Annotated in this window: 15 protein-coding genes and 1 riboswitch; of the genes, 13 read left to right on the top strand and 2 right to left on the bottom strand. The window is 71.0% G+C overall.

Annotation, left to right across the window (positions count from 1 at the left end; translation table 11 throughout):
* Positions 1-46: 46 nt before the first annotated feature.
* The 9 genes from JOE55_RS05400 to JOE55_RS13420 all read left to right on the top strand — a co-directional run bounded on the left by JOE55_RS05400 (position 47) and on the right by JOE55_RS13420 (position 10,904).
* Positions 47-3,271, top strand: coding sequence for a Na+/H+ antiporter subunit A (locus JOE55_RS05400; protein WP_204782238.1), 3,225 nt, complete (start codon positions 47-49; stop codon positions 3,269-3,271).
* Positions 3,268-3,789 (top strand): Na(+)/H(+) antiporter subunit C, encoded by a 522-nt coding sequence (locus JOE55_RS05395; RefSeq protein ID WP_204782237.1) that lies wholly within the window; start codon positions 3,268-3,270, stop codon positions 3,787-3,789. Before JOE55_RS05400 ends, JOE55_RS05395 begins: the two co-directional genes overlap by 4 nt.
* Complete coding sequence (locus tag JOE55_RS05390; protein ID WP_204782236.1) at positions 3,786-5,621, top strand: Na+/H+ antiporter subunit D; 1,836 nt, start codon at positions 3,786-3,788, stop codon at positions 5,619-5,621. Before JOE55_RS05395 ends, JOE55_RS05390 begins: the two co-directional genes overlap by 4 nt.
* Positions 5,618-6,301, top strand: a complete 684-nt coding sequence (locus JOE55_RS05385) for a Na+/H+ antiporter subunit E (protein ID WP_204782235.1) — start codon at positions 5,618-5,620, stop codon at positions 6,299-6,301. Before JOE55_RS05390 ends, JOE55_RS05385 begins: the two co-directional genes overlap by 4 nt.
* Positions 6,298-6,684 carry a monovalent cation/H+ antiporter complex subunit F gene (locus tag JOE55_RS13425; RefSeq protein ID WP_204782234.1) on the top strand — a complete coding sequence of 129 codons (387 nt, stop codon included), beginning with the start codon at positions 6,298-6,300 and terminating at the stop codon, positions 6,682-6,684. The genes JOE55_RS05385 and JOE55_RS13425 overlap by 4 nt, the downstream gene beginning before the upstream one ends.
* On the top strand, positions 6,684-7,073 hold the full coding sequence (mnhG, locus tag JOE55_RS05375; RefSeq protein WP_024289798.1) for a monovalent cation/H(+) antiporter subunit G: 390 nt from the start codon (positions 6,684-6,686) through the stop codon (positions 7,071-7,073). The genes JOE55_RS13425 and mnhG overlap by 1 nt, the downstream gene beginning before the upstream one ends.
* Positions 7,074-7,180: 107 nt before the next feature.
* Positions 7,181-7,462, top strand: a complete 282-nt coding sequence (locus JOE55_RS05370; RefSeq protein WP_053447902.1) for a DUF4235 domain-containing protein — start codon at positions 7,181-7,183, stop codon at positions 7,460-7,462.
* A gap of 145 nt (positions 7,463-7,607) precedes the next feature.
* Positions 7,608-7,712, top strand: a riboswitch (TPP riboswitch).
* A gap of 115 nt (positions 7,713-7,827) precedes the next feature.
* A complete protein-coding gene (locus JOE55_RS05365) occupies positions 7,828-8,526 on the top strand; it encodes an ECF transporter S component (RefSeq protein ID WP_204782233.1) in 699 nt (232 codons plus the stop codon).
* Positions 8,523-10,904, top strand: a complete 2,382-nt coding sequence (locus tag JOE55_RS13420) for an ATP-binding cassette domain-containing protein (RefSeq protein ID WP_204782232.1) — start codon at positions 8,523-8,525, stop codon at positions 10,902-10,904. Before JOE55_RS05365 ends, JOE55_RS13420 begins: the two co-directional genes overlap by 4 nt.
* A gap of 10 nt (positions 10,905-10,914) precedes the next feature.
* Here JOE55_RS13420 and JOE55_RS05355 read toward each other — a convergent pair whose 3' ends face one another.
* Both JOE55_RS05355 and JOE55_RS05350 read right to left on the bottom strand, forming a co-directional pair.
* On the bottom strand, positions 10,915-11,505 hold the full coding sequence (locus JOE55_RS05355) for a nucleoside/nucleotide kinase family protein (RefSeq protein ID WP_006213843.1): 591 nt from the start codon (positions 11,503-11,505) through the stop codon (positions 10,915-10,917).
* Positions 11,506-11,508: 3 nt separating this feature from the next.
* A complete protein-coding gene (locus tag JOE55_RS05350) occupies positions 11,509-12,000 on the bottom strand; it encodes a low molecular weight protein-tyrosine-phosphatase (RefSeq protein ID WP_204782231.1) in 492 nt (163 codons plus the stop codon).
* A gap of 266 nt (positions 12,001-12,266) precedes the next feature.
* On the opposite strand from JOE55_RS05350, the gene dnaK reads away from it, so the two are divergent.
* From dnaK to JOE55_RS05330, 4 genes are all read left to right on the top strand, one after another.
* Positions 12,267-14,126, top strand: coding sequence for a molecular chaperone DnaK (gene dnaK, locus JOE55_RS05345; protein WP_204782230.1), 1,860 nt, complete (start codon positions 12,267-12,269; stop codon positions 14,124-14,126).
* 162 nt (positions 14,127-14,288) lie between these two features.
* Positions 14,289-14,891: a nucleotide exchange factor GrpE gene (locus JOE55_RS05340; protein ID WP_024289804.1), complete on the top strand. Its 603-nt coding sequence runs from the start codon at positions 14,289-14,291 to the stop codon at positions 14,889-14,891.
* Positions 14,892-15,069: 178 nt separating this feature from the next.
* Complete coding sequence (locus JOE55_RS05335; RefSeq protein ID WP_024289805.1) at positions 15,070-16,080, top strand: DnaJ C-terminal domain-containing protein; 1,011 nt, start codon at positions 15,070-15,072, stop codon at positions 16,078-16,080.
* A 101-nt stretch (positions 16,081-16,181) separates the two neighbouring features.
* Positions 16,182-16,664 (top strand): heat shock protein transcriptional repressor HspR, encoded by a 483-nt coding sequence (locus JOE55_RS05330; protein ID WP_204782229.1) that lies wholly within the window; start codon positions 16,182-16,184, stop codon positions 16,662-16,664.
* Positions 16,665-16,746 lie beyond the last annotated feature (82 nt).

Below are 16,746 nucleotides of genomic sequence, written 5' to 3'. Positions count from 1 at the left end.
GCAGAGCCGCTGGTCGTCGACTCCTCGAGCCGCAACGGAGGCGCACGTGCTGGCAGTGCTGATAGCCCACGCAGCCATCGCTCTGCTCGCACCGCTCCTGTTCACCCGCTTCGGCCGGTCCGCCTTCTACGTCATCGCGGCGGTGCCGGCGGCCTCGTTCATCTGGGTGCTGCTGCAGGGCGGGGCCGCGCATTCCGGGCAGTGGCAGCAGGTGATCCCCTGGCTGCCCACCATGGACCTGGCGATCGCCCTGCGCACCGACTCCCTGGCGTGGGTGATGTCGCTGATCGTGCTGGGCATCGGTGCGCTCGTGCTGGCCTACTGCGCCCGCTACTTCTCGGAGGACTCCCCGGACACGGGCTCCTTCGGCGCGCAGCTGGTCGCCTTCGCCGGGGCCATGTACGGGCTCGTCGTGGCCGATGATCTCCTGCTGCTGTTCATCTTCTGGGAGATCACGACCGTCCTGTCGTTCCTGCTCATCGGGTATGCCCGCGTCCGGCTCTCGGCTCGTCGCGCCTCCATGCAGGCCCTGATCATCACGACCGCCGGCGGCCTGACCATGCTCGTGGGCGTCATCCTGCTGGGGCAGAGCGCCGGCACCTACCGGATCTCCGAGCTCGTGGCCATGGGCCCGCAGCTGGCCTCGCACGGGCCGATCATCGACGTCGCGATCGCGCTGCTGCTCGTGGGCGCTGTGACCAAGTCGGCGCTGATCCCGTTCCACTTCTGGCTGCCCGAGGCCATGGCCGCCCCCACGCCCGTCTCGGCCTACCTGCACGCCGCCTCCATGGTGAAGGCCGGCGTCTACCTGGTGGCCCGGCTGGCCCCGGGCTACTCGGACACCGCCGCCTGGCAGCCCATGCTGCTCACGCTGGGCGTCGGCACCATGGTCTTCGGCGGCTGGGTCGCCATGCGCCAGTACGACCTCAAGCTGCTGCTGGCCTACGGCACCGTGTCCCAGCTGGGCTTCATGATCCTGGTCCTGTCCGTCGGCACCCCCGACGCCGCCCTGGCCGGCATGGCGCTGCTCGTGGGCCACGCGCTGTTCAAGGCGACCCTCTTCCTCACGGTCGGGATCATCGACCACGAGACCGGCACCCGAGACATCCGCAAGCTCTCCGAGGTCGGTCGCCAGATGCCCGTCCTGCTGGTCGTAGCGATCATCGCGGCGGCCTCGATGGCAGGCGTCCCGCCGTTCGGGGGCTTCGTGGCCAAGGAGGCCGTGCTCGGCACCCTGCTCCACGACGTCCAGGCGGACACGGGAGACGCCCTGGCCTGGATCCGCCTGCTCGGCGTGATCCTCGGCTCGGTGTTCACCGTCGTGTACTCGGCCCGCTTCGTGTGGGGCGCCTTCGGGGTCAAGCGCAGCGCGTTCGCCCAGCTGCCCACGGGCGAGGACGGCCGGCCCATGCGCACCCCGGCCCACCACGCAGCCCGCTCCTTCGTGGCCCCTGCCGTGGTGCTCACCGTCCTGACAATCGTCTACGGCTTCGTGCCCGGACCGGTCGAGCACTCGCTGCTGCCCTGGGTGGGCGAGTTCGCCGGCGAGGCCACGCTGCACCTGGCGCTGTGGCACGGCATCAACGGCGCGCTGCTGATCTCGCTGGGGATCATCGCGCTCGGGCTCCTCCTGCACGCCAATCGCCGCACGCTGGCCGCGGTGCTGCACTCCCTGCCGCACATGACCCCGGCCGAGCGGATCTACCGCGAGGTCATCGACTCCCTGGACAAGCTGGCTGTGTGGGTCACGGGCAAGACCCAGAGGGGCTCGCTGAGCTTCTACCTCTCGGTCATCCTGATCACGGCGATCGTCGTGCCGGTCACCGTCCTGTTCCTCTACGAGACCCCGCCGCTGGGCTCCATGCGCATCGCGGACTCGTGGGGACAGCTCGTGGCGGCCGCGCTGATCATCGGCGCGTGCCTGGCCGTGCTGCGCGCGGGCAAGCGCTTCCTGGCCGTGCTGCTCGTCTCCGTGACGGGCTACGGCCTGGCGCTGACCTTCGCCCTGCAGGGCGCCCCGGACCTCGCGCTGACCCAGACCCTCGTGGAGACCATCGCCCTGGTGGCCTTCGTGCTGGCGCTGCGGACCCTGCCAGCGCCCGTGTGGGACCGCAAGGCCGATCGCACCCGCCTGCCGCGGGCCATCATCGCGATCCTCTTCGGCGGCTTCATGATGCTGCTGGCGGCCTTCTCCATGGCCTCGCGCACCGAGTCCCCGGTCTCGTTCGCCATGCCGCGGCTGGCCTACGAGGAGGGCGACGGCGCGAACGTCGTGAACGTGCTGCTCGTGGACATCCGCGTGTGGGACACGTTCGGGGAGATCTCCGTGCTGGTCCTGGCAGCCACCGGCATCGCCTCGCTGATCTTCGTGCTCGGGCGCCGGGACCGCCCGCACGCCACGGCCCAGCCCAGCACCGGGCAGATCCGCCAGATCCGCCAGCGGGCCGAGATCACCGCGCGCAGCTTCGAGACCGAGTTCGACCGCGCCTCGCGGTCCTTCCGCGGCGACGAGGACGATCCCTACATCGTGGCCGGGCGCACGCTGTCCCCGGAGCGGCGCTCGATCGTGCTCGAGATCGTGACCCGGCTGCTGTTCCACACGATCATCATGGTCTCGCTGTACTTCCTGATCGCCGGTCACAACCTCCCCGGCGGCGGATTCGCCGGCGGCCTGACCGCCGGTCTGGCGCTCACGCTGCGCTATCTCGCGGGCGGGCGCTACGAGCTGTGGCGCTCGACGCCCATCAACGCGGGCACCATGCTGGGCCTGGGCCTGGCCATCGCCGCGGTCTACGCCATAGCCCCGATCTTCTTCGGCGGCTCGATCATGCAGAGCTACACGTTCGAGTGGACCTGGCCGATCATCGGCGAGGTGAAGTTCGTGACCGCCATGATCTTCGATGTCGGCGTCTACCTGGTGGTCGTGGGCATGGTCCTGGACGTCCTGCGCTCGCTCGGCGGGCAGATCGATCGGCACACGGAGGACGAGGCGCTGCGCCGCCGTCGTCGTGCCGCCGGTCGCGGCGGCGCCCGCATCCGCGTGGTGCGCCGCCCCTCCTCGGAGCCGGGCAGCACCGGGGCGATCACCGTCCTGCGCGAAGAGGCCAGCGACGACGTCGACCTGACCGAGAGCGACGCCACGCAGGACGTCACCGTCTCCGAGACCGACCTCAAGGACTTCGGGGGCGGGGGCATGGACCGGCAGCAGATCCTCAGCGCCGGCAAGCGCACGAGCACCGATGACGACCGGACGGGGGAGGGACGACGATGAGCCTGAACCTCACCATGCTGGTGGTCATGGGCGTGCTCTACGCCGTGGGCGTCTACATGCTGCTCGAGCGCTCGCTGACCCGCGTGCTGCTGGGCATCATGCTGCTGACCAACGGCACCAACCTGCTGCTGCTGCACACCGGAGGGCTGCCAGGGCGCTCGCCGCTCTACGACTCAGGTCTGGACCCGAGGGCCTACTCGGACCCGCTGCCGCAGGCGCTCGTGCTCACGGCGATCGTGATCGGCTTCGCGATCACCGCGTTCCTGCTCGGCATGATCTACCGCTCCTGGGTGCTCTCCCATCGCGATGAGATCACTGACGACGCCGAGGACCGCCGCGTGGCAGTCCAGTCGTCGTACGACGAGGAGCTGGACGCCGAGGTGCCCGAGGAGGACTCGGAGTTCGACGACGACGAGATCGACAGGCACGAGAAGGAGAGGGCCGAGGAGCTGGCACGCCACCGCAGGGAGCATGAGTCCGCTGAGCGGCGGCGTCAGCGCAAGGAGGGACGGCGATGAGCTTCGACATCATCCAGCTCGCCCCGCTGGCCATCGTCCTGCCCTTCCTGGGCGCGGCGCTGTCGCTGGTGCTGGTGCGCCGCAACCGGGCCCAGCGCTTCGTGGCGATCGTGTCGCTGTCGCTGACGCTGCTGGCCGAGTGCCTCGTGCTGGCCACGGCATGGGAGTCGGCCCCCACCTCGATCAACGTCGCCGGGTGGCAGGCTCCGTTCAGCATCGTGCTGGTCGTGGACCAGCTCTCGGCCATCCTGCTCGTGGTCTCGACCCTGGTCTCGCTGGCGGTGCTGCTGTTCGCGACCGGGCAGGGCATCGCCGACGGCGATGACGACGGCCCCATCTCGATCTTCTACCCCACGTTCCTGATCCTGGTCGCAGGCGTCTCGAACGCGTTCCTGGCGGGTGATCTCTTCAACCTGTACGTGGGCTTCGAGATCCTGCTGATGGCCTCCTACGTCCTGATGACCATGGGCGGCACGGCCCAGCGCATCCGGGCCGGCGTGACCTACGTGGTCGTCTCCGTGATCTCCTCGGTCCTGTTCCTGATCGCCATCGCGATGATCTACGCGGCCACCGGCACCGTGAACATGGCGGATCTGGCCGTGAAGCTCGGCGATCTGCCGGTGGGCACGCAGATGCAGCTGCACCTGATGCTGCTGGTCGCCTTCGGCATCAAGGCCGCGGTCTTCCCGCTGTCGTTCTGGCTGCCCGACTCCTACCCCACGGCCTCGGCACCCGTCACGGCCGTGTTCGCGGGCCTGCTCACCAAGGTGGGCGTCTACGCGATCATCCGCACCGAGACGCTGCTGTTCCCGGGGGACGGGGCGGATCAGCTGCTGCTGTGGGTCTCGCTGCTTACGATGGTCGTGGGCATCCTGGGAGCGCTGGCCCAGATCGACATCAAGCGTCTGCTGTCCTTCACGCTGGTCAGCCACATCGGCTACATGATCTTCGGCATCGCGGTCGGCACGCAGACCGCCATGGCGGCAGTTGTCTACTACGTGGTCCACCACATCATCATCCAGACCAGCCTCTTCCTGGTGGCCGGTCTGATCGAGCGCCGGGGCGGGTCGACCAACACGGACCGCCTGGGCGGTCTGGTCGGGCTGTCGCCGCTGCTGGCCCTGCTGTTCATGATCCCCGCGCTGAACCTGGGCGGCATCCCGCCGTTCTCCGGCTTCCTGGGGAAGGTGGGCCTGATCCAGGCGGGCACCGACCAGGGCGGCTGGGCCATCTGGGTCGTGATCGCCGGCTCCGTGCTCACCTCGCTGCTGACGCTGATGGCCCTGATGCGCATCTGGAACAAGGCGTTCCTGCGCGCCCCCGACGACGCCGACTACCCGGATCCGGTCCTGCTGGTCTCCCGGGACGAGGCACGGGAGCACGGGCCCCGCAGCGCCGCCTCGGTGTCCATGGAGGCCGAGGGCGGCGGCCGGTGGGCCGGTCGCAGCAACGTGCAGCTCATGCCGTTCTCCATGGTGATGCCCACCGGGATGCTCGTGGCGGTCGGGGTCGCCCTCACGGTCTTCGCGGGACCGCTGTTCTCGGTGGCCGACAACGCCGCGGAGAACCTCATGCACCCCGAGCGCTACGTCGAGGCGGTCTTCGGCGACGAATCGGGACCGCGCGGCGTCGTGGACGACGGCGAGGACCCGAGCTCCGATGACCCTGCCGCACCGAGCGTGCCGGAGGGCGAGCAGTACGGGGAGGATGTGGGCGAGGACAGCGGCGCCGGCATCCAGCGCGAGGTCTACGACGGCACGGATTCGCGGCCCTCGGCCGAGGCCGACGCGCAGCGGCAGGGCGCCGAGCAGTCCGAGGAGGCAGATCAGTGAGCTCGACAGCGACATCCCGCGGGTCCGCATCCGCCCGGCCGCGGCGGCGCGAGCACCGCTGGGCCGTGGAGATCCCCCTGATCCTATGGCTCATGCTCGTATGGGCCGTGCTGTGGGGCGAGCTGACGGCCAAGAACCTCCTGGTGGGCCTGGTGCTGTCCCTGCTGGTCACCCGGGCGCTGGCACTGCAGCCCGTACAGCTGTCCAGCCGCTTCAACGTGCTGCACGCCGTGACCCTGTTCGTCACCTTCCTGTGGCAGGTCATCCGAGCCAGCTTCGAGGTCATGTGGACCGTGATCGCCCATGGGCCCAGGGCCTCCTCGTCGGTGACCGCCGTGCAGATGCGCTCGCACTCCGATCTGATCATGACCGCGACCGGAAGCACCACGGGACTGATCCCGGGCTCGGTGCTGCTGGAGGTGGACCGTCCGAACGCGATCCTCTACTTCCACGTCCTGGACGTGCACGACGACGAGGACATCGAGCACTTCCGGGAGTCCGTGCGCAACACCGAGGCTGCCTGGATCCGCATGATGGGCTCTCCGGAGGACTACGCCGCGCTGCGGCGCGAGGACGCCCAGAAGGGCCGTGGACTCAGCCCTCGGGCCGTGCTGCGCAGCTGGGCGGGCTACGCCCACAGATCGAAGGCCGAACGAGGGGATGAGGAGCAGAGCCGATGAGCACCATCGTCATGGCCGTGTGCCTCGTGATGCTCGCCGGTGCGGCCGCCGGCGTGCTGTATCGACTGGTGAAGGGACCCTCGCTGCTGGACCGCGTGCTCTCCAGCGACGTCCTGCTCTCCGTGGTGGTCGCCGCGATCGCCCTGGAGATGGTCTGGAGCGATCACTCCGACTACATGATGGTCATCGTGACCGTCTCGCTGCTGGGCTTCATCGGCTCGGTGTCCGTGGCGCGGTTCGTCCAGCCCACGCGGCCCCGGAAGACGGGCCAGACCGATGAGGGCGCCACCAAGGAGCCGGTCGAGGGCGAGCGGGCCGAGCAGGATCACCGGCCCGCCCCGATGCAGAAGCCCTCCCCGTCCGAGAAGGAGGGACACCGCTGATGGATCCCATGGACCTCGTGCTCGACATCGTCGTGGGCGTGCTGCTGCTCGTGGGCTGCCTCATGTCCCTGACGGCCGGCCTCGGCCTGATCCGGCTGCCGGACGTCCTGTCGCGGATGCACGCGGCCACCAAGCCGCAGGTGCTCGGTCTGCTGTGCATGCTGCTGGCCGTGGTAATCCACTCCCGCGAGTGGACGCTGCTGCCGCTGGCCCTGCTCGGCTGGGCCCTGATGCTGCTCACGGCGCCGGTCTCGGCGCACATGGTGGGGCGCTCGAGCTATCGGACCAAGCACGTGCTCGATGAGACGCTGATCGCCGATGACCTGGCCGCAGCCCTGGACGAGGCCGACACCGCCGAGTCGCAGGGCGGCGCGGATCGCCCGTCGTGATCCGCGACGGCTCGCCGAGCGCGCTAGGGTGAGCACCGAACCTCCGGCGCCGGCTGAGGCGCCGGTTCCGCGATCTCCCGAGTAGCTCACTCGGGGTAGGAGATGACATGAACCCCAAGATCATGGGACTCATCGGCACCGGCGCGTCCGTGCTGGGCGTGCAGGCCGCCACCAAGGGCCTCGACGCCACGTGGAAGAAGGTCACCGGCCGCCAGGTCCCGTCCAAGGGCGATGACCCCCGTGAGGACCGCTGGCTCGATATCGTCCTGTTCGCCGTGGTCAGCGGCGTGCTGACCACGGTCGTGCGCACCCTGGTCAACCGCCAGGTCGCCGAGCAGCGCGAGAAGGCCGAGCTCAAGGCGCAGGAGAAGGCCAAGGGCCGCGCCTGATCTCGACCGGTCCGGGCCGGTCGCTGCGCGCGGCCTGCTGATCGATAGCGAAGGCGCCGGGAGCCGTGTGCTCCCGGCGCCTTCGTCCGTTCCGGGCCCGGCTGAGGGCGACCTGCATCTGCTGCGCGTTTGGCGTAGGATCCCGGGCATACGACAGGGGAGCGCCCGAGGGCGCTGAGAGTGCGGTCCGCCGCAGACCCTCGAACCTGCTCCGGCTAGCACCGGCGAAGGGAGTCGAGCATCTCGAGGGTGCTGTCGCGCAGCGGCATCGGCGCCTTCCGGCCCCGCCATCGAGCGCGGCACGCATCCTTCCCCTCCTGATCAGCGGGACGCCATGGCGCCCCCGATGCCCCAGGAGGAGCACCATGACGCAGCATCGCAGCACCGACCCGCTGTGCCCCGATCGCAGCAGCGCCGATCCCGGCCTCGATCCGCGCTCGCAGAGCGGTCCCCACCCGCGCCCGGACGGCGCCGCCCGCTCCCCGCAGCGCGGCTCCCGCTCCCGCCTGCGGTGGCGCGTGCTCGACCTCGTGGTCCTCGCGGTGCTGGCCGCCGCCTGCGGTGTCCTGTTCTGGGCTTGGTCGTCGCTGGTCTACCCGGTCTCCGAGGCGCTGACCGTCGGCTACCCGCCGGCAGGCGGGCTGCTGGTGGGCGGGTGGCTGCTGGCCGGACCGCTGGGCGCGCTGATCATCCGCCGTCCGGGAGCGGCCCTGGCCTGCGAGCTGCTGGCCGCCTCCTTCCAGGGGCTGCTGGGCACCACGTTCGGCGCCACCGTCGTGATCTCCGGCCTGATCCAGGGCGCTGCAGCGGAGGTCGTCTTCCTGGCCTTCGGCTACCGCCGCTTCGGACCGGCTGTGGCGATCGCCTCCGGGGCGCTGGCCGGCGCCCTCGGGACGCTGAGCGAGTGCCTCCTCTACTACTACGAGTGGCCGGGGGCTCACCAGGCGGTCTACGTCGTGCTGGGCACGGCCTCTGGCGCGGTGATCGCCGGGCTTGCCATGTGGCTGCTCGTGCGCGCGCTGCGTGCCACCGGTGTCCTGTCGGGCCTGGCCTCCGGGCGATGACGGAGGCTGTCCGCACCGCTGGGGCGAGCGTGACGGCCCGCGGCTTCGGCTGGCAGCCCGACGGCCGCGGCGAGCCCGCGCTGCAGGGCCTCGACCTGCAGATCCCCGCCGGTCAGCGGGTCCTGCTGCTCGGGGCGAGTGGGTCGGGCAAGTCCACCCTGCTGCACGCCCTGGCGGGGGTGCTGCCCCAGACCGAGGACGAGACCGACGACGGCGCGGGCAGCGGCCCCCGCGGGCAACTGCTGGTGGACGGGCGCCCGGCGGCGCAGCGGGACGCGGTCACGGGGCTGCTGCAGCAAGATCCGGAGTCTTCGATCCTGCTGGCGCGGGCCGGTGACGACGTCGCCTTCGGGCCTGAGAACCTCGCGGTGCCGGCGGCCGAGATCGGCCCGCGCGTGGACCGCGCCCTGGACTCCGTGGGGCTCGAGATCTCCACGGACCGGGACACCTCCGCCCTGTCCGGCGGTCAGCAGCAGCGCCTGGGGCTGGCCGGGATCACCGCCATGCGCCCGCGGCTGCTGCTGCTCGACGAGCCCACCGCCAACCTGGACCCCGAGGGCGTGGCCACGGTGCGCCGGGCCGTCGAGGCGGTCGTCGAGGACACCGGGGCCACCCTGGTGGTGGTCGAGCACCGCACCGAGGTGTGGGCCGATCTCGTGGATCGCGTGGTGGTCCTCGGTCCGCGCGGCGTGGTGGCCGACGGATCTCCGACGCAGCTGCTCGACGCCCACGGAACCTACGCCGAGCAGCTGCGCCGAGCCGGTGTGTGGACTCCCGGGGCGCAGGTCGAGCCGCTGCTGCCGGAGGCCTTGGCAGGCGACCTGCTGCTGAGTGCCGAGGCCCTGGAGGTCTCGCGCGAGCAGCCCTCGCAGCGCCGGCTGTCCAGGCGCCGACGGCGCGTGCGCTCGGGGCGGCCCGCTCCGGAGGACTCGATGGCCGGAGCCCCCGCAGCCCTGCCGGTCGACCTCCAGCTGCGCGCCGGGTCGGCCGTGGCCCTGACCGGTCCCAACGGAGCCGGCAAGTCCACGCTGGCGCTGAGCCTGGCCGGGCTGCTCGTGCCCGCCTCCGGTGCGGTGCGCGCCGCCGACGCTCTGGCCGACGGGATCCCGAACGATCCTTCGGTGTGGTCCGGTCCCGAGCTCGTGGAGCGGATCGGCACGGTCTTCCAGGAGCCGGAGCACCAGTTCCTCACCGGCACGGTGCGCGAGGAGCTCGCGGTCGGCCCGCGCCGGGCCGGGGTCCCGGAGGAGGAGATCGCCGGGCGCGTGGACGAGCTGCTCGATCGGCTGCGGCTGACGGAGCTGGCCGAGGCAAACCCGTTCACGCTCTCCGGCGGGCAGAAGCGCCGCCTGTCGGTGGGCACGGTGCTGGCCGCGGCCCCGCGGATCCTGATCCTCGACGAGCCGACCTTCGGCCAGGATGCCGTGACATGGGCGGCCGTCGTCGATCTGCTGGCCGAGCAGGTGCAGCGGGGTCGCTGCGTGGTGGTCGTGACCCATGACGCCGAGCTGATCCGCGCTCTGGCCGCTCGGGAGGTCCCGGTGCGGCCCGTGCCGCGCGCGGTCGGCATGCAGGGGTCCTCCACCGCGCCTGGGCGCCAGCGCGGGGTGCTCGCCCGACGGGACGCGCTGGCCAAGCTGGCCGCCGTGGCCGTGCTCAGCCTGGCGCTGCTGGTCTCGGCGGATCCAGTGACCTCGGGGCTGATCCTGGCCGTCGAGCTCGTGGGCCTGGCGGTGATCGGCCAGCGCCCGTCCGCGGTGCTGCTGCGGGTCTGGCCGCTGCTGCTGGCCGCCGTGCTCTCCGGGTGGGGCACCGCGGTGCTCTCCGATGCCGGAGGCGAGCTGTGGGTCTCCGCTGGGCCGCTGCAGCTGACGTCCGGCTCGGTGGCCGCCGGTGCGGCGATCGCCCTGCGCGCCCTGGCCCTGGCGCTGCCGGGGGTGATGCTGCTGCTGAGCACGGATCCGACCGATCTGGCCGATCGCCTGGCGCGCACCCTGCGCCTTCCGGTGCGGATCGTGCTGGCCGCGCTCGTGGGCCTGCGGCTGGTGACGGTGATGATCGATCAGTGGCAGGTGCTCGTGACGGCGCGGCGCGCCCGCGGCGTGGGCGGCTCCCGGCGTCCTGCGGCGGTGCTGCGCGAGGCCGGCGGGCGGGCGTTCGGGCTGCTGGTGCAGGCCCTGCGGCGGGCCTCGCGGCTGGCCGTGACCATGGAGGTGCGCGGCTTCGGCGGCGTGGTGGATGCCAGGGATCGGACCTGGGCCCGTCCGCTGCGCTTCGGGCGCGCGGATGCGCTGCTGCTGGGGGCGGCCGTGGCCGCAGCGGCGGCCGCGCCGGCGGTCTCTGAGCTGCTGGGGACCCACCGCTTCATCTGGCAGTGAGACCGAGGGCTCAGCCGGTGGGGCCGGGCTGGATGATGGTGGCGGACTCCCACACGGGATCGCGCTGCAGGTAGTCCAGCTCCTGCTGGGCCCACATGTCCCAGTAGGGCTCGAAGCCGCTGTCGCGGTTCAGGGCGCGCTCCCGGCGCTGGGCCTCCGGCAGCTCGACCCACACGGAGACGTCGAGGACCTCTCGCGCCGGTGCGCTGCAGGCTCCCACACCCTCCAGGACCACGATCTCCGCAGCACGGGTCAGCCGCGGTCCGCCCGGCGAGTCGGCCAGCCAGTCCCACGCCGTCCAGTAGGCGTCCCGGCCGTCGCGCAGCGGGGAGAGGATGGACTCCTCGTACATGGCGATGCCCCGATCCAGGCCGTCCCAGCCCGGGTAGAGGTCCTCGAGGTGGAAGACCACGACATCTCGGGTCACGGACAGCACCTGCGCGAGCTGCCCGGCCAGCGAGGTCTTGCCCGCCCCGGAGCGCCCGTCGATCCCGATGAGGTGGGGCCGGTGGATCGGCTCGGTGAGCTGATGCATGAGGGCGATGCCCGAGGGGTTGCGCTCGGCGATCGCGGGGTCCATGTGCAGCTCGACGTCCTGCATGCCTCAGGCCCCTGCCTGTTCGCGGGCATGCTCGACGATCCCCGGCAGCGCGTCGACGACCATCTCCCACGTGCTCTCGAAGCCCTCGGCCCCGCCGTACCAGGGGTCCGCCACGCCCTGCTCGGACTCGGGCAGATCGGCGGCCTGCGGGTCGAAGGAGCGGTACAGGCGCACCCGGTCCTGGGCGCCCTCCGGGGCCGTGGCGCGCAGGGCCCGAGCGTGCTCAGGAGTCATGGCCAGCAGGAGGTCGTGGTCCTCGAACCACTGCAGGGTGACCTGGCGGGCGCTGTGCCCGGAGGGATCGAGCCCCTCGCGCTCGAGCACCCGCGCCGCCCGGGGATCCACGGGGTTGCCGTGCTCCTCGTCCGAGATGCCCCCGGAGTCCACCGCGACCGATGAGGCGAGCCCGGCGCGATCGAGCTCGCGCTCGAGGGCCAGCTCGGCCATCGGCGAGCGGCAGATGTTGCCGGTGCACACGACTGCGATGCGATACATGCGCTCCAGTGTAGGCGGCATGCATGTGCGGCGTATGAGCGGGCCCTGACGAGCGCGGGACAGCGGAGTTCACGGGCGCGTCGGAAAGTTGATACGAACTGACTCAAGTCTGCTTGACACGAAGGTTGGCAGGGCTATACTTGAGTCCAGAAAGCTCAACGAGAGAGGCCGTCCGGGGCTGAAGGATCCGGTAGCCGCTCGCAGTGAGCACCGCAAGAACAGATCCGAAGGCCCCGTCAGAGGCTTCGGCAGAAGGAGGAATCACCATGGCTCGAGCAGTCGGCATCGATCTGGGCACCACCAACTCCTGCGTCGCAGTGCTGGAGGGCGGCGAGCCCGTCGTCATCGCGAACGCGGAGGGCGCCCGCACCACCCCGTCGGTCGTCGCGTTCTCCAAGGACGGCGAGACCCTCGTGGGCGCCGTCGCCAAGCGACAGGCCGTCACGAACGTCGATCGCACCATCGCCTCGGTCAAGCGCCACATGGGCACGGACTGGACGACCTCGATCGACGGCAAGAAGTACACCCCGCAGGAGATCTCGGCCCGCACGCTCATGAAGCTCAAGGCGGACGCGGAGGCCTACCTGGGTGACGACGTCACGGACGCCGTCATCACCGTCCCGGCCTACTACAACGACGCAGAGCGCCAGGCCACCAAGGAAGCCGGCGAGATCGCGGGCCTGAACGTCCTGCGCATCATCAACGAGCCCACCGCGGCGGCCCTGGCCTACGGCCTGGAGAAGGGCAAGGAGGACGAGAACATCCTCGTCTTCGACCTCGGCGGCGGCACGTTCGACGTCTCCCTGCTGGAGGTCGGCAAGGACGACGACGACTTCTCCACCATCCAGGTCGTTGCCACCGCCGGTGACAACCGCCTGGGCGGCGATGACTGGGATCAGCGCATCGTCGACTGGCTGCTGGAGCAGGTGAAGTCCAAGACCGGCGCGGATCTGTCCAAGGACAAGATCGCCCTGCAGCGCCTCAAGGAGGCCGCCGAGCAGGCCAAGAAGGAGCTGTCCTCGGCCTCCTCGACCAACATCTCGCTGCAGTACCTCTCCGTCACCAGCGAGGGCCCGGTGCACCTGGATGAGACCCTGACCCGCGCCAAGTTCGAGTCCCTGACCTCGGATCTGCTGGCCCGCGTGGAGCAGCCCTTCCGGGATGTCATCTCGGAGGCCGGGATCAAGGTCTCGGACATCGACCACGTGGTCCTCGTGGGCGGCTCGACCCGCATGCCCGCGGTCGTGGAGAAGGTCAAGGAGCTCTCGGGCGGCAAGGAGCCCAGCAAGAGCGTCAACCCGGATGAGGTCGTCGCGATCGGCGCCGCCATCCAGGCAGGCGTGCTCAAGGGCGACCGCAAGGACGTGCTGCTGATCGACGTGACCCCGCTGTCGCTGGGCATCGAGACCAAGGGCGGCGTCATGAACAAGCTGATCGAGCGCAACACGGCCATCCCGACCAAGCGCTCGCAGGTCTACACGACCGCCGAGGACAACCAGCCCTCGGTCTCGATCCAGGTCTTCCAGGGCGAGCGCGAGTTCACCCGGGACAACAAGAACCTGGGCACGTTCGAGCTGACCGGCATCGCGCCGGCCCCGCGCGGCGTGCCGCAGATCGAGGTCACCTTCGACATCGACGCCAACGGCATCGTGCACGTGTCCGCCAAGGACAAGGGCACCGGCACCGAGCAGTCCATGACCATCACCGGCGGCACCTCGCTGTCGCAGGAGGACATCGACCGCATGGTCAAGGACGCCGAGGCCAACGCCGAGTCGGACAAGAAGCGCCGCGAGGCCGCGGACATGCGCAACAACGCCGAGCAGCTGGCCTACTCGACCGAGAAGCTCGTCAAGGACAACGAGGAGAAGCTCTCCGACGATGTCAAGACCGAGGTCCAGGCGGACATCGACGCGGTGAAGACCGCGCTCGAGGGCGACGACGACTCCGCCGTGGAGTCGGCCGTCGAGAAGCTGCAGGGCTCCATGGGCAAGATCGGCGAGGCCGTCTACTCGCAGGACGGCGCCGAGGGCGCAGCCGCAGGCGAGCAGCCCGCCCAGGATGAGGACGAGGACATCGTCGACGCCGAGGTCGTCGACGACGAGAAGGATTCCGACTCGTCCAAGTGACCCGTGCTGCGAGGCTCGCCCGAGCGCCTCGCGGGACCCGTCGCGCACAGCGGCGGCCCCGCGACGGCGCCGGGCGGGCCTCGTCCGCATCCGCACACCGTCGCGCGCGATCCGCAGGCCGATCGGCCGGGTTGCGCCCCCACATCGCTTGAGGAGCCAGATATGACCACCAATCCAGAGGACCCGCGCTCGCAGGAGCAGGTGCCCGGCGATGCCGAGCAGCCCGCTGAGGGCGCCGAGAACCAGGAGCAGGCCTCGGCCGAGCAGCCGCTGACCCCGGAGGACGTCCTGGGCGCGGAGCAGACCGAGGAGGCCCGCCAGGCCGATCAGGGCCAGGGGTCCGCAGGCGATGACCTCGCCCGCGAGCGGCTCGAGGATCTGCGTCGACTGCAGGCCGAGTTCGTGAACTACAAGAACCGCACGGCCCGCGAGCGTGACCAGCTGCGCGATCACGTCATCGGCGACGTCGTCGCCTCGCTGGTCCCCGTGCTCGATGACATCGACGCCGGCCGCCAGGCCGGAGAGATCACCGACGGGCCCTTCGCCCGGATCTCCGACAAGCTCGAGGAGTCGCTGCAGCGCAACGGGCTGCAGCGAGTCGGCACGGTCGGCGAGGCCTTCGATCCGAACGTGCACGAGGCCGTGCTGCAGCAGCCTGCCGAGGGCGTCGAGCCCGACCACGTCTCGCTCGTGCTGCGCTCCGGCTTCCGCGTAGGCGGGCGCGTGGTGCGCGCGGCCCAGGTGGCCGTCGCGCCGGGCGACTGAGCCGGCCCGCTCGCGGAGGCGAGCGCCGTGACACGAGCCGCGCAGCGGCCCGTGCACCTGAGATGACGGGGGCGTCCGCCTCGGCGGGCGGCCCCGTCAGCTCCTCCCGGCAGACCCGAGGGATACGGGCCGCCGGAAGCACCATCACCACCGTCAACTGCCCCTGAAAGGAGGCGTCATGGCCAGTCAGGACTGGATCGACAAGGACTTCTATGGCGTTCTGGGCGTCTCCAAGGACGCGACCGACGCCGAGATCAAGAAGGCCTACCGCACGCTCGCCAAGAAGCATCACCCGGATCGCCACCCCGGTGACCCGGAGGCGGAGGCCCGCTTCAAGGAGATCTCCGAGGCGCACGACGTCCTCGCCGATCCCGAGGAGCGCCAGCAGTACGACCAGATCCGCGCCATGGGCTCCGGCGCCCGCTTCGCCGGCGGCTCCGGAGGCGGGGGCTTCGAGGACCTGTTCGGCGACGCCTTCGGAGGGGGCGGGCGCACCCGCACCCGCTACACCACCACCGGCGGCGGCGGAGGCTTCAGCTTCGAGGACCTCTTCGGAGGCGGCGGCTTCGGCGGTGGGGGCTACAGCGGCGGCTACAGCGCCGGAGGCTTCGACGGCTACGAGTCCCCTCAGCCGCCCGCCAAGGGCGAGAACCTCACCACGTCCACGCTGATCTCCTTCGACGACATGCTCAAGGGCACCACGGTGCGGCTGCGCCGCTCCGACGGCAAGACCACCACGGTCAAGGTCCCGCAGGGCGTGCGCGATGGCCAGAAGCTCAAGCTGCGGGGCAAGGGCCATGACGGCCCGGGCGGCCCGGGCGACCTGATCCTCACGGTCAAGGTCGGCGAGCACCCGGTCTTCTCCCGCAAGGGGGAGACGGACGACCTCCTGGTCACGGTGCCGATCTCCTTCCCGGAGGCCGCGCTCGGGGGCACCGTCCAGGTCCCCAAGCCGACCGGCGGCACCGTGTCGCTGCGCATTCCGGCCGGGACGTCGTCGGGACGCCGCTTCCGCGTGAAGGGCCAGGGCGTGCACTCGTCCAAGGGCCAGGGCAATCTGATCGTCACCGTGGAGGTGGCCGTGCCCGCCGAGCTCAACGACGCAGCCAAGAAGGCGGTCGAGGACTTCGCCGCCGCCACAGCCGGCGAGGATCCCCGGGCCAAGCTCATGGAGCGCGCCGGCGCGTGAGCCGGCTCTGAGCCCGGCCTCGCAGCGCCGGCCCGGGATCGCTCCCGGGTCCGCCCGCCGGGACACCGGAACCCCATCATCTGGAAAGGAACGTGAATGCCATGGCTCTCGACACGGACAAGCCGCTGTTCGTGATCTCCGTGGCGGCCGAGCTGGCGTCCATGCACCCGCAGACCCTGCGCCAGTACGACCGCCAGGGGCTGGTCCGCCCCTCCCGGGCCCCGGGGCGCGCTCGGCGCTACTCCCAGCGCGATGTGCAGAAGCTGCGCCAGATCCAGCAGCTGTCCCAGGACGGCGTCTCCCTGCAGGGGATCAAGCGCATCATCGAGCTCGAGAGCCAGGTCGCCGCCCTGCAGTACCGGGTCACCGAGCTCACGCGGGAGCGCGACGAGGCCCTGGAGCAGGTGGAGTCCGATCAGTCCGTGTTCGCGGCCACGGCCTCGGGCGAGATCGTGCGCCTGCCCCGCGGCAGGCGGCGCCTGCCGAGCGAGCGCCCCGAGGTCTCCAGCTCCCGGGCGCTGATGCTCTACCGCCCGAGCGACGGCCAGGGGCGCGCCTCCGCGACGCAGCGCCAGCGGCCCTGAGGCAGCACAGCGGCACGTGCCGGTCGAGGCTGTGAAGGCGGCGGTCCGTCCTCCCCGGGACGGGCCGCCGCCTTCGCCTATG

It is taken from the genome of Kocuria palustris (genome assembly GCF_016907795.1).
Lineage (GTDB): Bacteria > Actinomycetota > Actinomycetes > Actinomycetales > Micrococcaceae > Kocuria > Kocuria palustris.
This window is presented reverse-complemented; position numbering and strand designations above follow the sequence as displayed.